We start from the raw sequence: 14,004 nt of genomic DNA on the forward strand, positions 1-14,004 counted from the left end.
ATCTTCATCACCGTACTTGACTTTGTATTTGAACGGAAAATTGAAGTTAGTTCCCGCCACATTAACACTGCTTGTCCATTGGGACTTTCTAACGTCATTCGCTTCAAAGCTATCCATGAGTTCTTTGGATAGTGACACTTCTGAAGGTATATCGGTAAGAATAAAAATCGAGCCTTCATTGGTGGCAAACGCGCCCTTCGGCGGAATAAGCTGCCAGATTGCTTCTGTGCTGTTCTTGAGGAATACGTTATTGATATCGCTCTCAAGTGCGAGACCAGATTCAATGAGCAAGGTTGATTCGGCTTCTGCCTTTTCCCATTCTGCCTGGTATAAATATACTCTGGCGAGCAGTGCCATTGCTGCAAGTTGGTTCGCACGCGTTTTCTGTCCTTCCGCGACAGCATAGTTAGCTTTCAGTAAATCTTTTGCCGCAAGTAGGTCTTCAACGATTTGTGCATATACTATGTCTGGCGAGGATCGCACGGCCACACTGTTTACACGATAGTCTGTGCCGGTAATAAGTGGAACGTGCTGAAAGAAGTTCACCAGATAGAAATAACAGAACCCCCGTAAAAACTTTGCTTCTCCATGAAGCTGATCCTTGACCGTTTGCGAAAGGTGAGTAGATTTAGCTACGCCCTCGATAATGGCGTTGGCATCGTAGATATAGGAATAACCCTCTTTCCAGATATACTCGTTCACATAACTATTATTTTGCGTGAGCTCATTGGCGGCAAATTCAGCGGCTGCGCCTTGAGAATAATTGAAGAAGTCGTCAGCAGATCTTCCGGCCAGTAACGTAACACTTGATAAACCTCCACTGGCAAAACCCGATGAGTTTGTCATGGCACTATATATTCCGATGATCGCAGAGTTAGCCGTGGATTCGTCTTCGAATACGGTGTTACTTCCGATCTGGGTTGCCGGGGCCGGAACCTCCAAAAAGTCAGTACAAGAGTAAAGGGTTAGAGAAATTGCTGTCAATATCCTTATGAATCCATATATATGATTTCTTTTCATAGTCGCTGGTATTAGAGTGATAGTTGAAAACCAACTGTTATTGTTCGAAGCGGAGGCAGCATCGTTTGACTTTGTGTCTCAGGGCTAAGGCCTTTGTACTTAGTCCAGGTCAGAACGTTTTGACCTTGGGCATATACCTTTCCCCCCTTTAGATGAAGGCGTTTCATCAATGGTGGAGAAACGCTCCACGCGAGGTACACATTCTGAAGCCTGATGAAAGATGCATCCGTTATAGAGTTGTCTCCGGCATACGTGCTGATGGAATATAGGCCGGAGCCTTTCGATGCATAAGAGCTTGTGAACATTTGGTACTCCGACTCATCACCCGGTTTCTGCCATCTGTTAAGCACATCCGTCATTTGGTTTCCCTTTCGGCCCGGAACTACAAAGGCAGGACTTGCGATATAGGAATAGCCTGTCTGCTTGACAAACTGGAAAAATAAGCTGACTTGAAATCCTTTATAGGTTACTGTATTTTGAAGACCACCATAGTAGTCCTGCGTAATCTGTTTTCTTGCCTGAAGGTCCCCCGGATAATTAGTGCCTACTCCGTTGTTATCTTTATCCTCGAATGCGATTAAACCTGTTTGGGGATCAACACCGGTGAAATGATACATCTTCCGGATGTAAAGCGATTTTCCGACCTCATAACGGTTTGCATAAGCGGACCCCGCCAGATTTGGATACTCCACAAGTAAGTTCCGGGGGACAGTCAGGTTGAAAGACGTAGTCCAAAGGAGTCCTGTCGTTTGAGGTTGGTGGATTGGACCTCGATCTCCACACCTGAGTTTTGAACGATAGCCGGAAAGTTGGATTGAATCGATGTAAATCCGGTGATCGAAGGCAAAGCCAAACCCACTAGTTGGTTTGACGAGCGATTTCTGAAATAGCTTGCTGATACCTGCAAGGCATTCTTAAAGATGCCGAGCTCCAGGGCTGCCTCAAACTTTTTATTGGTCTCCCAGGAATAGGTGGCATTTGCCAGTCGCGCAGGTACAATACCGGTTTGTCCCTGATAGGTATTGTAAAAAGGCTGGTAGGTGTCCAGGTATTGGTAATCGCCAATTTGGTCGCTACCGGTTACACCGTAGCTTGCCCTAAGTTTACCAAAGCTGAAGAGTTCGCTGTCGGAAAGAAAATCTTCATTGCTGAAAATCCAGGCTGCGCCAATGGCGCCGAAATTGGCAAATCTTTTTTCGGGTCCAAAACGACTTGACCCATCGCGCCGAGCCGTCAGGTTCAATAGATATTTTTTGTCCCAATTGAAATTTATGCGACTAAAGACTGCATTATACCGGTACGTTACGTCTTTGGATCCAATAACGCTCAAAGACGCCGCAGACATGATGTCTTCCAGAACAGCGTTACTGGTATAGCCAGAAGCCTCCACATCGGTCCCGGTTCGCGTATTTGAAAGGAAGGTAGTGCCAACCAGCACATTGAGTGTCCCCTTTCCTATTTGCTTATTGTAGTCTGCCTGGGGCTCAACATTCCAGGTGCGAATGCTGCTATTGCTAAATACCGAGATCGCTGTTTTAATACTATACGCAGGATCGTCCGTGCCTATCGGGAATGCCGAGAACTCTCTTACCTGGGTATCGGTAAACCCGAAATTGCTTTTCAGATATAGCCCCGGAATTACCTCATATCGAAGGGACAGCGCAGAGATAAGATTGCTTGTTCTACCCTGGTACGGCTTGCGCAGGAACGCGTAGGGATTTTGCCAGGTTGAGTTCTCCCAATTAAGACTTCCATCTGACGTATATACCTGTGGGGCGTTTGGCGGCAATGTAATATAGCGGGTAAGGTCATTCCTGAGCAAATTATTATTATCAAATACATACGACGCAGAGAAGTTCACGCCCAATTTTGCCCCGGTTGGGCTATGATTGACGCTCACATGCCCTGATATTTTCTGGTCATTGAAATCGCCCGGAAAGACCGTTGTTTGCCTGAAGTACCCACCGCCCATTAAAAACTGGGTGTCTTTGTTACCACCTGACACTGATGCCGTGGCATTCGTAGTATAGGCCGTACCGCCTATTAACTCACGTTGCCAGTCAGTATAGCGGGTCGAATCCCAAAAAGTAAGATCAGGATCCAAAAAGCCTGGTTCGGCCTTATCGTTCCGCAAGGCTTCTTTCCTAATAGCCAGGTATTGTGGTGTTGAAAGAAGATCCAGGAAATGCGGCACTGTGCTAAAACCCGAATAGATCCCTATATCTACGTGCGATTTCTCCTCGCGACCCTTCTTGGTAGTTATAAGAACAACACCGTTTGAGCCACGCGATCCGTATATAGCGGTGGCATCAGCATCCTTGAGAACTTCTATACTCTCGATGTCATCTGGGTTCAGGGCCGCAAAGGGGTTCCCGTTGGGAATGATTTCGCTGCTCGCGGCCCCGGAAAATGATGACCCGCTGTAGGGCATGCCATCAATGATATATAGCGGCTCATTTCCGTCACTGCGCAGGCTGTTCTGCCCCCTTATGCGAATTACAAATCCTCCACCCGGCACACCGGATTGTTGCTGAACAACAACGCCCGGAATTCTGCCCTGCAGAGCCTGCATAGGATTTGAGACAGGCTGTTTGCCAATCTCTTCCTTGGACACGCGTCCGATACTCCCGGTTCGTTCGCTATTTTTTACTTCATAATAACCGGCGTTTACAACTACTTCGCTCAGGCTGTGGATATCCTCTTCCAGCGTCACATCAATTATGCTTCGATGGTTGACTGAAACTTCAACCGGAGTGTATCCTATAAAGGAAAAGACAAGGACGTCTGTCTCCGCGGCTGACACGGTGTAGTTTCCGCCCTTATCCGATGTGGTACCATTCGTGGTTCCCTTGACGATGACATTGACGCCAGCCATGGCAAATCCGCCGGCATCTGTAATTCTGCCTGTGATATTGCCTTCCTGTTTATGTGAGTCATCAGGGTATTCTGTCGATGCCCGCCCTTTCTCTGCTTCCCGGTTTTTGAGGAACACGGTATTGTCGGATTCCCGAACTTTATATTCAATTCCCTGCGAGACGAACAGTTTCTGGAATATCACACGCAAAGTGACATCTTCTGCTTTAATGCTAATTTTCTCCGGAACGTGGAGCACGTTGGAGCTATAGGCGAATTTAATGCCAGTGGTTTCAGACACTTTCGTTAGCGCTTCCGTGAAGGTGGCATTGTGAAGGACGATGGTGAATTTCTTTTCGAGAATTTGGGCATGATTGTCAAAAGCCATCGAGATGCCTGAAAATGTTAAGACGATTAGCCAGTAAATCATACACAATCTCATAAGCCTAAAGAGTTTTTCCGTACAGAAAATCTTCATAACTTTAATTGTTTTGTAATAGGTTCGTAACAGGACTTGAAACAAAGCACCCTCACCCTGGCCCCGCCAAGGGCCGGCATTAGGTAAAAAGGGCTGTAAGCAGGAGTGGTCGAATCACTCCTGTTTTTTTTGTTTTAAGGGGATTCTGGCGGCGAGCGTTTCTTGGTTTGCATACAGGTTAATGAGTTTAGGCCTTTGTTTTATGGTGTTGAACACCCGGCTCCGGTAACAGTTATCACCTGGCCGTTTTGCTCAAATTTCACATTCAATATTTCTTCGATGGTTTCCAGCGAACGCTCCAGGGATTGATCCGTCAGATCCGCCGTTATTTTACAGTTGACTGCCGCATTAGAAGATTTCTTTATAGTGACATCAAACTTTCGTTCTATACTGTTTAACACTTCAGACAATGGCGCATCTGCAAACTTCATGAGATAGTCCGTGTCATTTGTAATGCTTGTAATCTCCCCCTGAACCATCGCCGATTTTTCAAGCGCCCCATTCGGTTTCAATACAGCTTTTTGATTAGGTTCAACATCGATGCCTGCTATATTTGAGGCTGTCGAGAAGTTGACTTTACCGGTAAGTACCTTTACCTCGACGACATGATCGCTCGTTTTCAGGCTAAAGCTTGTTCCCAGTACTTTTATCATAGCACCGTTGCATTTGATATGAAATGGATGTGTCGCATCCTTAGCCACCTCAAACAACGCTTCTCCTTCCAGTTCTGTATAGCGAATGCCTTGACTTAACTTGTCGAGATATGTTAAGCGGCTATTCTTCTGTAGCCATACCAGAGTACCATCGTTAAGAATAATTTTTTCAACTTTATCGCTCGCGAGGAAATTGAAATTGTCCTTCTTGCCAATCATTAAATACGAAAAGTATCCTGCCACTATAAGCAGTATAATTGACGCAGCAATTTTCAAAAGGGATCCTGCACCGAGAGTTTTTGTTTCCTTACCGCTGGAGGGTTTAAAAGATTTAATTTGCTCCAGGTTGTCTTTCTTGCTTACGATTTTCTGAAAAAGCCTCTCTGCATCAGCGGGATTGAGTTCAAGGTCCTTTGAATTCTCGGTCTTCATCACATCGAGCCACGCTTCTATCTTTACCCTCTCGGATTCAGTCACCTGCCCGGTGATATACTTTTTTAACAGCTGGTCGAAATTTGATTTTTCCATGGGTGTAATTTAAATCCAACTTACTCTGGTCTGTGGAAGCATCTTAAGGTAACATGACAAAGCTAGCCGCCAACCTACCCTGATAGACAGGAATATTTTGTGAGGCTAACAATTTACCGTATTTCGGTTAAAAAAATAAGGATTCCCCGTAAGAAATTCTGGTACGCTATGGCCAGTGAGAAAATGGCCTTGATACCTTGCTAAATCCGCTCAAATAAGGTTGTCGTAGGAGGCTCTCAAATGACTTTTCGCTATACCTATATATTTCTCTACAACGATTTTTTTGATGTTCATTCTGCGGGCAATGTCCTCATTGGAGAGGTTTTCGTGGAGGCGCAAACGCATGGCCTGCCCCACCCTGTCCGGCAACCCCGCCAAGCCCTTTTCAATAACTTTTTGTATCAATGATGGCTCCTTCTCGAATTCTTCCAGCGAGTCATATATAGATTCAAATAGTTTAAAATGCTCCTCATATTTTCGTTTGACGGCCGAGTGTTGAAAATAACGAATCACTTTATACTTCACCATCCGAAAGAGATAGGCTTCCAATAGTGTAACCTTAGTGAGATCCTCGTGTCGGAGCCAGATGGATTCGAATACCTCTTGGATGATCTCTTCACAGTCTTCTTTTGTCGGTATATTCTTTCTGGCGTAACCATATAGCTTGCCAGCGTAGCGAGTATATATTGCTTCAAACGCTTTTTCATTGCCCTGCAATAGCAGTCGCATCAACTCTTGATCTTGGAGACATTCGTACGCCATAGTAACATAAGAGTTAGTTTTTAGAATAAAAAACCAAGTTTCGTCTACGCGAAGGATTGTCATTCCTCGTAATCCTCCGAAGGCAAATATACGAAACAATCTATTTTTTATATGATTTATCAGATTAAATTAGATTGATGTAGACCGCAGATTGCCTGGGTGAGAAAGATCGAAAGACCAGAAACTCTAAAACGGTTTGGGGAACGGTTCAAGAAATTCCGGCAAGCAGCAGATGTTTCGCAAGAGCAAGTACACTATGCGACAGGCATCGCCCAGCCTCATTTATCAGAAATAGAGACTGGTAGCCGAAATATTGGCTTAACACATATTGCCGTGCTAGCAGAATTTTTTGGCTTGACTGATTCTGAGTTACTTGACTACTCTGCGCCGCTTCCGAGTTCGGAAGAACTTAAGAAAAGCATTAGGGGGTTTCTAAAAAAAAACGGCATCGATCCAGCAACGTTTTTAAAGAAAGGGTTAGCCAATACTTTGCGGACAAAGGTGCTCCCATCAAAGTTTCTTTCTTCGCCACGTTTCGCCAAAGAAGTAGCTGATTTACTAAAGGATAAATTCGGTGCCGACTTTACCACAACCGCGATATCGCAGGCACTGGAAAATTTAAGGAAGAAAGGTCTTGTTGTGAAACTTCCCACAGATAAGAAATCAAAGTTTCAGTATCGAAAATCCGATAAAAATTGATTGCGCTCTGGACCCGACAGTTCTTCATACTCCGAAATATAGCCAGTACCTCTCATGAATCTGTCCCTCGTTAGCATGGATGGAGAGTCTGAAAAGGGGTACTCCTCTTAAAATCTAGTCTATAAACTTCTGAATATACTTTCTAAAGTGTCCAGCGCTTTCACAAGCAGCGCATTTGTGCCTAATTGCCCATTGAGAAAACTCAACAATTCGCGCAGTTATTTATCTCTTGATAGCATACCTGTATTGATAACAGCGCCCCCGTAATCACTGCCCCTCTTGTTGTGCAACAATACGTTCTACTCAATGAGCTTAATTTCCAATTCATGCTTCACCTCAGCTAACGAATAATCTTTCTTATTCTCATAAAGATTATTTTCAATGATTTCCTTCCAACTGTACGTTGTCAAAGTATCAAGGTTAAACGTAAAAACATGGAGTTTTTTGTTTTCGCAAATTTCCTCAATGTAAATCTCCAAAGCTTTGGTAGAACCCGTTTTCACATGCCTCCTATTCGCATGTGGATCAAGGTCATATATGTAATTTTTATCTGAAATCTTGGTCCCCTGTAAAACCAAGTCTTATCGTACAATTTTTCCAAACTTCAAATTCAGTGAACAGACAATAGACTTTCTTATCCGAATTGTTCACAATTTCAAGTCGGCCATCAATTGGATCGCATGAAGGTAATAGAAGCGCAAGGCAAACATTCAAAAGAAACATTATGATCATTCTAATTAATTTGTTTGGAAAGGACGTGGTGTTCCCAAAATCGGATCTTTAGGAGCATATTTAATATTTATCGGATACTCGCTTAGCTTCCAATTGTTAGGAAAGTTAAAATAATAAAACGAAAGAGTATTAGCTTCAACTTCGGTCCAGAACGTTCTATGATGAGCTGGGTCTGACGCAGCACTTTGAAGGCTTGCAGGTGCAATGACAGAATAGAAATATGTTGAGCCATATTGCCGTGCCTGAAGTATGTGTCCAAATTCATGCCACAGGAGATCTGTATTACAATGAAAATTGCATCCATACCTATAAACCGAAACAACCATTTTATTTCGAACATCAGAGTAACTATTTTTCTCTGTTTCTTGAGATCCTATGCATGAACAGACCGGAAGCGTTGTCTCCCATAGAATAGCCTAATAGATACTCAGATGTGCTTAGACAATTGCCCGCAATGAGAAGTTTTCTCTTATCAGTTGCGTCTTCTTTTAAATTCAGTACTATCAATTATCCGGTAAGTACCTTTAGAGTTGATATCAAATATCTTCAGTCCTTTTGGCACATAGGAATCATTCAAGTATGGGGCTCTTGAAGTATTATCGCTTTCGAAGCACACAAGTAAGGCAGGACTGTCACCAAAAAAGGAACCATTATAAAGCCTAGAGGTTATCAAAGATGTATCTTGTAGCGTTTTAATTAAAGTAATAGACTCTCTCCTGCGGGATGCTAAAACTAAACAGGCATATGCCAAAAAAATAAAACCCGGTGGTGAGCGGGTTTTATTCTTTAATGTTTCGCACGCTGCTTGCTTTTTAAGAAGCCTTCCAATTGATCGTTGTACTCCAGGATGCCTAACGCAAGATCCGATAAACTATATATTTTCTTTTTACCTTCCTCTGCGATCTCTACTTCGCTAGGTTCCTTGCTCAACAGAAAAATTATATACCGCTTATCTTTTTTTAACATAGAAGCATTACTCGCAATAGGTTCTTTTGAACAATCATACAATCGTGCAAATATTACGTTTTTAACATCGGAAGCAAATCTGGTCGATTTATAAGTGTTCACAATTTGCACTATGACATCAGAAGTGCATGTTGTTATTAATCTCCATAATTCAGGTTTCTCTTCGATCACCCTTACCAAAAGTATTTCGTCTGCAGATGACCACAGATGTTCCGATACAGTATATTGACTGTATGCTAAACTGTTTAGCATAAGGCAACCTAAAAATATTATTCCTCTAAGGTATTGTAACATGGCCTGGTCCAATTGATCCTCCTAAATATTGAAAAGTTTGACCGGCGAACTTCTGCTGAGTTGCATGCTATAAAGCAAAAGCCCGGAACTTGCCGGGCCTTATAGCTATTCATCTATTTCCATGTGTAGGGTTCAAATCCGTGCCAATTTTCCTAAAGGGCTTTTCGTTTCCGGTACTTGCATCAATCAGTTTCTCTCCGTTATCGTTAAGGATGTCTGTAATTCCCAATTGGCGGGTGTACCGCGAAGTAAATAGATTTTCCATCAGGTGTCCAGTGTGTGCCACGCAGGAATTCTCTCTGGAGCTATGTGTGTAAATTATCTTTTCCTTGTTGGTTTTCAAGTCAAGTACCCCAGTGAATTATCCTTTTGGTATGCAATCTGGTTACTGGTAGGCGATGCAATAGCAGAACGACCTCCTGGAACCAACAACTTACGTTCACCTGTAAGTACATCAAAAAGGTAAATACCTTCAGGTGATTGAACAGGGTTGATGAGTTCTTCTTGCCCTTCAAGTTTAAATTTAACTCGACCATCAATGCTGTAAACAAATTGGTAGCCTTCGTGCAGCTAGGGAGATTCCTCTATCGAAAGATTGGGGAACCTTCCTACACTGTCTATATTTACAACCACCTTCCTTTGCTCCAAGTCCATTACTGCCAGGGAAACCATTGATGCGAGACCTTCGAACGGATGCTTAATGGGGTCAGCTTCTCTTTGAATCATAAAAAGAAGATACTTGTCATCCCATGATGAATTTCTCGGCCACGCAAGTTCACCTTTTTCTGCTTCATAGATTCTGTCTGTGATCTTCCCTGATAGGTCAAACTGTACAATGTTGCACCTGTATTCCATCCGGGTTAATCCAGGAATTCCTTCTGTACCAACAAAAGCATCTCTTGTATTCAACCAGTCCCATCCCACTGTATTCCGCCTCCTTGTCATTCTTTTAATTTAAAAGATGATTTGGGATATCTGAGTCTACATAAATGAAATATTCATGTTTCTGCGAGTTTGAAACAACGATCTTGCCCGGTAACGGGTCGCCAGAATTTATCATGTTGCAGGAGTGGATGAATAACCAATTTAAAAATATCAGCGAGGTTAACATTGTCTTTCTCATCGTCACTTGATTGGAACTTGGGAGGCTTGACCTGCCGTCCAGGTCATGGTGGGTGGATAGGGAAGCTTGACGGAAGTGGCCCAAGGAAGTTGATACCCGCTTCCCTGCATTCAATCCCTGACATGAGTAGTGCGCACAATTATTTACACCAAAGTTATAGGGCCATGGGTTTCCTGTCTGCGCCTGGAGCCATGCTGTAGCAGCTGCAGGGTCAGTCACCGTAACTGGTGAAAGAAAAGAAACTACCCATTTTTTTTTCTCGTGCCCAGAGACTTGACCATTCAGCATCATTACTTTGTCTGTACTGGTAGGCAACTGATATATTGACTTTAAAATTATTCGATGGAAAAGAATTTATTATCAATCCTTCAAGCTGTTCCCATATACTCTGACTAGGTACCTGATTGATTTCATAGATAACCTTACCCACTGGATCATATACCATCCCATGAGGCTTACCATTCCTGCTCATGTAGTACCACGTCTGAGGATCTCCTTGTTGGGCAACTACTCCACTTTAACATCAATTGGTGCCACAAGCAGCATATTCTCCTTTTTGTCCAAAACCTGATAATGATCGCCAAATTTTCGAGATGTCGTGTCAACGTTCACCATTATGTATCTCAAGTCGCGATATGTGTATTCATCTGTTCTTCGATACTGATGAGTAAAAAGACCTGTAATGTTATCTATTCCCGAGGCATCAATATGATTTTTTAACAAGAAAATTGTGATTGAAATAAGTTTTTGATAGTCCTGTTCGTTAAAATTTATAAAGACCTCATTCTGCATCATTGAAGAATCTGATAAGGCATTTTCCAAGAGCCCAATTTTTTTTGAATTCAAATATAAATATCCATCATCATCAATAAAGCTACCAACTATTGTACTTGCCGGTAGTTTTTTTATTAAGGACTCTATGTAGATGATTGAATCAGCAACGGTATTTATTTCATCTGTCAAATTAATTTTATTCCTGAGAGGATCTGTTATCTGTCCACAAGAAGTCAAGGCAAACATTAGACAAGAAAATAAGAAGATATTTGATCGCATATTTATTTTTTGGGAACAAGCATATTAAATCCAAATTTGATCATCTGAGTATCTCTACTATGATCAAAAAAACCACCCGGATTACTCCATTCGGGAGTTCGAGTCTGAAATGTTTGATTATATCCTGCACCAGCAACTGCTTCTGAACATGTAAGCCCTAGTGCTCTTGCAGCAACCCCATAATTGATGTTTCCGAAATCATCATAATTATAAGTAATTCCGTTGTATATGGCTTGCAGACCTATTTCTCGAGGACTGAAACCCTTTCCTGGTTGTTTAATATCGTACGGCTTCTTTGTACCTACCTGAGATTTAAAAAAACGAAGTTTAGCTGCTCGCCTGTGAATCTCTGCAAAGTAAATAATCGAGGGATAGTCAATTGCATCGAAAATTCTACCCATTGCAGAAAAGAATTCCTCGGTTTGTCTCAGCTGCTCGTTGAATTTGTCTGTGACATCCATCAACTCTTGCTGAGCTTTAACCGGCAGCAAAAATTCATACTGCCATTCGGGAATTTTTACGCCATCTCGAATTGTCCCACCCTCATAAATCCAACGCTCCATTGCCACTCCGTTTTGAATTACGACCTGCGATGGGTGCACGCCATACTTCGCTTGAAAGTCAAACATATTCATAGTAAAGTAATCCTCGGTAGGAGTATGATAAGGCATATCCCAAGTTTCGACCGACCTACCCGAAGTCCAATTACTATTATCGACTGAGTATTCATGGTACTTCACGTTAAAGTATTGCGGCCCATTTTTGGTGTTAACAGTTATCGTAAAATCCCTCCCAGTAGGATCATTTAACATGATCGGGTTGTTGGCCGCATAATGATAACCACTAAATGATGCAAACTTCGTTGCCATCGGATCAATCTGCATGAACCTTCCCAATGCCGGATCAAATCCTCTGAACCCCGTTTCGTACCACCCTGTAGTTTGATTGAGCTCCGAGCCTTCGTTGTACAGGAAGTTATTGCTGCTGTTCTCTCTTGTCCAGCTACTTGCGGTCTGCAAACCAAACGGATAGTATTCATTATACTGCACCACGTTGCTTTTGGTGTGGGTTATTTTCAAATCATCGAAATATACCCAATTTGTTCCATCGCCCTCATAGCTCAGATATACATATATGTAGCCTGCCTCTTTTATGGTTACAGGCGAACTAAAAGTTAGCTTTTGTTTGCTGAGGTTGGCGGTTGCAGGAACTGACTGCCAACCCATGTTTTGTACATTATAGTCTTTGTCGAAGAGAATATAGTTCAGGTGTGCCGTGGGCACAGCATCAGACTGATTTGCCGGTGCACCGGAAGTTGTATAGGCAGCACTGATACCACTATAGATTACACCACTTTCACCAGGCGCACCATTCACACCACCAAAGGCCGATGCCACGGCTGTGATCAGCGCAGTTAACGGCTGATCGCTGGAGCCGAAGCCGCTGCTTCCTTCAAAGTAAGTCCACACCTCCATGTTTACCACATCGCCCGGAAAAACTTTCAGTGACTTGGCAGGCCCTGCCGGGTATGTGCTGTTCATGCGCATTACATACTGCCCACCAGCGGTATTGTTGGCACCAGACTTCGGTACCCAGTACGTAGTGCTCGTATTAACATTCTGAAATACTTTACTGTCGGCTACAGCATCCTCAAAGGTAGCTGTGGTGGGTGCTGTTGTCGGATTAACCGATGTAAACACCACACGCGTGTTACCCTGATGGTCGGCAATGACATATTGATACTCCAGGTTACCGTTGTTGTTAACAACTCTTCCTTCCGGTGAACCAAAGAAGCTCAGCTGGTTATTGACATATACAAAAGCATTGGCATAGTCGGTAGTGGTTTGCAATGTACCTCCGGCAGCGTATACTTTCATCGTGAGTTTTGTTCCGGCTGCATCATAAGTATAGTCTACATGTCTTCCATCCGTATATACAACAGAGGTTGGTTTACCGAGGTGATTGTATACCGTATTGCTAATTCCCTTGTTCTTGTCAGACAGTAAGTTTCCATTGGCATCGTAGGAATAATCGTTGCTCGTACCACTGGTCCCATTGTCAAAGCCCGCAGCATTCGAAGTGGCATCCACTACCTGCAACAACTGGTCTCCCGCAGCAGGGTCATAGGTATAGGTGAGATTATCGGCTGCCTGCGAAACATAGGTGGATAAAGTCTGATTTTTCCGTGTATTGCGCTGCAACGTCAGGATATTACCATTCAGATCATAACCGGTTACACTTTCATTCAGCGCGTTGACTTCTTTGGTCCAGTCGGTAGCCGAGATGCTTATCTGAGAAACCGCAGTCTTGAAACGATTGGCGTTGTCGTAGGTAAATTTATAGCTCCGCTGGTCGACCGGGCCGGCTGCTGTACCGGGCGCTTTCCATTTCACGGCACTGATGTTCCCGTTATAGAGCGGGGTGGTAATAATGCCGCTTTGCGCTTTTTCATAGAGAAGCTCCATGCCGAAGTAGTCCGTGGTTTCATCGTTGGTCACCCCGTTGTCGCTCGTAACCTGTGCATCATTGATGGAAGTAAGCCATCCCTGTATGCTATAGCGAAAATCTACCGACTGCAAAAAGGTATTGCTTCCTGCGCTGGTTTCGTGCAGCTTTTTATCAACCAGCTGGCCCAGCTCGTTGTATTCATACTTTACCAGCAACTGGTCGCTGGCAGCACCATTGTTATTCTGGTATACAGTCGTAAGGCGGCCCATGTGGTCGTAAAGCATCTTGTTAATAACGGTGGTTACTCTTCCTGTGCCTGCGTTGTGGTAAGTTTTAGATACCAGTTTCTTGCCTTCAAAGTCATACACCACGGTACTCAGGTTATCGATAGCACT

Annotated in this window: 10 protein-coding genes; 1 reads left to right on the top strand and 9 read right to left on the bottom strand. The window is 43.4% G+C overall.

Annotated elements, in window-relative coordinates; genetic code table 11:
- From VIN08_RS18485 to VIN08_RS18505, 5 genes are all read right to left on the bottom strand, one after another.
- On the bottom strand, positions 1-942 hold a 942-nt coding region (locus tag VIN08_RS18485), incomplete at its 3' end, for a RagB/SusD family nutrient uptake outer membrane protein (protein WP_331968026.1).
- 89 nt (positions 943-1,031) lie between these two features.
- A complete protein-coding gene (locus tag VIN08_RS18490) occupies positions 1,032-1,637 on the bottom strand; it encodes a hypothetical protein (protein ID WP_331968028.1) in 606 nt (201 codons plus the stop codon).
- 95 nt (positions 1,638-1,732) lie between these two features.
- Positions 1,733-4,351, bottom strand: a complete 2,619-nt coding sequence (locus VIN08_RS18495; RefSeq protein ID WP_331968030.1) for a SusC/RagA family TonB-linked outer membrane protein — start codon at positions 4,349-4,351, stop codon at positions 1,733-1,735.
- A 200-nt stretch (positions 4,352-4,551) separates the two neighbouring features.
- Positions 4,552-5,532 carry a FecR family protein gene (locus VIN08_RS18500; protein ID WP_331968032.1) on the bottom strand — a complete coding sequence of 327 codons (981 nt, stop codon included), beginning with the start codon at positions 5,530-5,532 and terminating at the stop codon, positions 4,552-4,554.
- A 210-nt stretch (positions 5,533-5,742) separates the two neighbouring features.
- On the bottom strand, positions 5,743-6,294 hold the full coding sequence (locus VIN08_RS18505; RefSeq protein WP_331968034.1) for a sigma-70 family RNA polymerase sigma factor: 552 nt from the start codon (positions 6,292-6,294) through the stop codon (positions 5,743-5,745).
- A 159-nt stretch (positions 6,295-6,453) separates the two neighbouring features.
- On the opposite strand from VIN08_RS18505, the gene VIN08_RS18510 reads away from it, so the two are divergent.
- Positions 6,454-6,993 (top strand): helix-turn-helix transcriptional regulator, encoded by a 540-nt coding sequence (locus VIN08_RS18510; RefSeq protein WP_331968036.1) that lies wholly within the window; start codon positions 6,454-6,456, stop codon positions 6,991-6,993.
- Positions 6,994-8,511: 1,518 nt separating this feature from the next.
- Here the strand turns inward: VIN08_RS18510 and VIN08_RS18515 are convergent.
- The 4 genes from VIN08_RS18515 to VIN08_RS18530 form a co-directional block, all read right to left on the bottom strand.
- A complete protein-coding gene (locus VIN08_RS18515) occupies positions 8,512-8,655 on the bottom strand; it encodes a hypothetical protein (RefSeq protein ID WP_331968037.1) in 144 nt (47 codons plus the stop codon).
- A gap of 900 nt (positions 8,656-9,555) precedes the next feature.
- On the bottom strand, positions 9,556-9,930 hold the full coding sequence (locus tag VIN08_RS18520) for a hypothetical protein (RefSeq protein WP_331968038.1): 375 nt from the start codon (positions 9,928-9,930) through the stop codon (positions 9,556-9,558).
- A 685-nt stretch (positions 9,931-10,615) separates the two neighbouring features.
- Positions 10,616-11,161 (bottom strand): hypothetical protein, encoded by a 546-nt coding sequence (locus VIN08_RS18525; RefSeq protein WP_331968040.1) that lies wholly within the window; start codon positions 11,159-11,161, stop codon positions 10,616-10,618.
- 2 nt (positions 11,162-11,163) lie between these two features.
- On the bottom strand, positions 11,164-14,004 hold a 2,841-nt coding region (locus VIN08_RS18530), incomplete at its 5' end, for an RHS repeat-associated core domain-containing protein (protein WP_331968042.1).

The organism is Ohtaekwangia sp. (genome assembly GCF_036568665.1).
Classification (GTDB): domain Bacteria; phylum Bacteroidota; class Bacteroidia; order Cytophagales; family Cyclobacteriaceae; genus Ohtaekwangia.

Excerpts from the sequence above, each read along its gene's own strand:
- VIN08_RS18490 (WP_331968028.1), bottom strand. The coding sequence starts at position 1,637 with ATGTATCATTTCACCGGTGTTGATCCCCAAACAGGTTTAATCGCATTC.
- VIN08_RS18495 (WP_331968030.1), bottom strand. The coding sequence starts at position 4,351 with ATGAAGATTTTCTGTACGGAAAAACTCTTTAGGCTTATGAGATTGTGT.
- VIN08_RS18500 (WP_331968032.1), bottom strand. The coding sequence starts at position 5,532 with ATGGAAAAATCAAATTTCGACCAGCTGTTAAAAAAGTATATCACCGGG.
- VIN08_RS18505 (WP_331968034.1), bottom strand. The coding sequence starts at position 6,294 with ATGGCGTACGAATGTCTCCAAGATCAAGAGTTGATGCGACTGCTATTG.
- VIN08_RS18520 (WP_331968038.1), bottom strand. The coding sequence starts at position 9,930 with ATGACAAGGAGGCGGAATACAGTGGGATGGGACTGGTTGAATACAAGA.
- VIN08_RS18525 (WP_331968040.1), bottom strand. The coding sequence starts at position 11,161 with ATGCGATCAAATATCTTCTTATTTTCTTGTCTAATGTTTGCCTTGACT.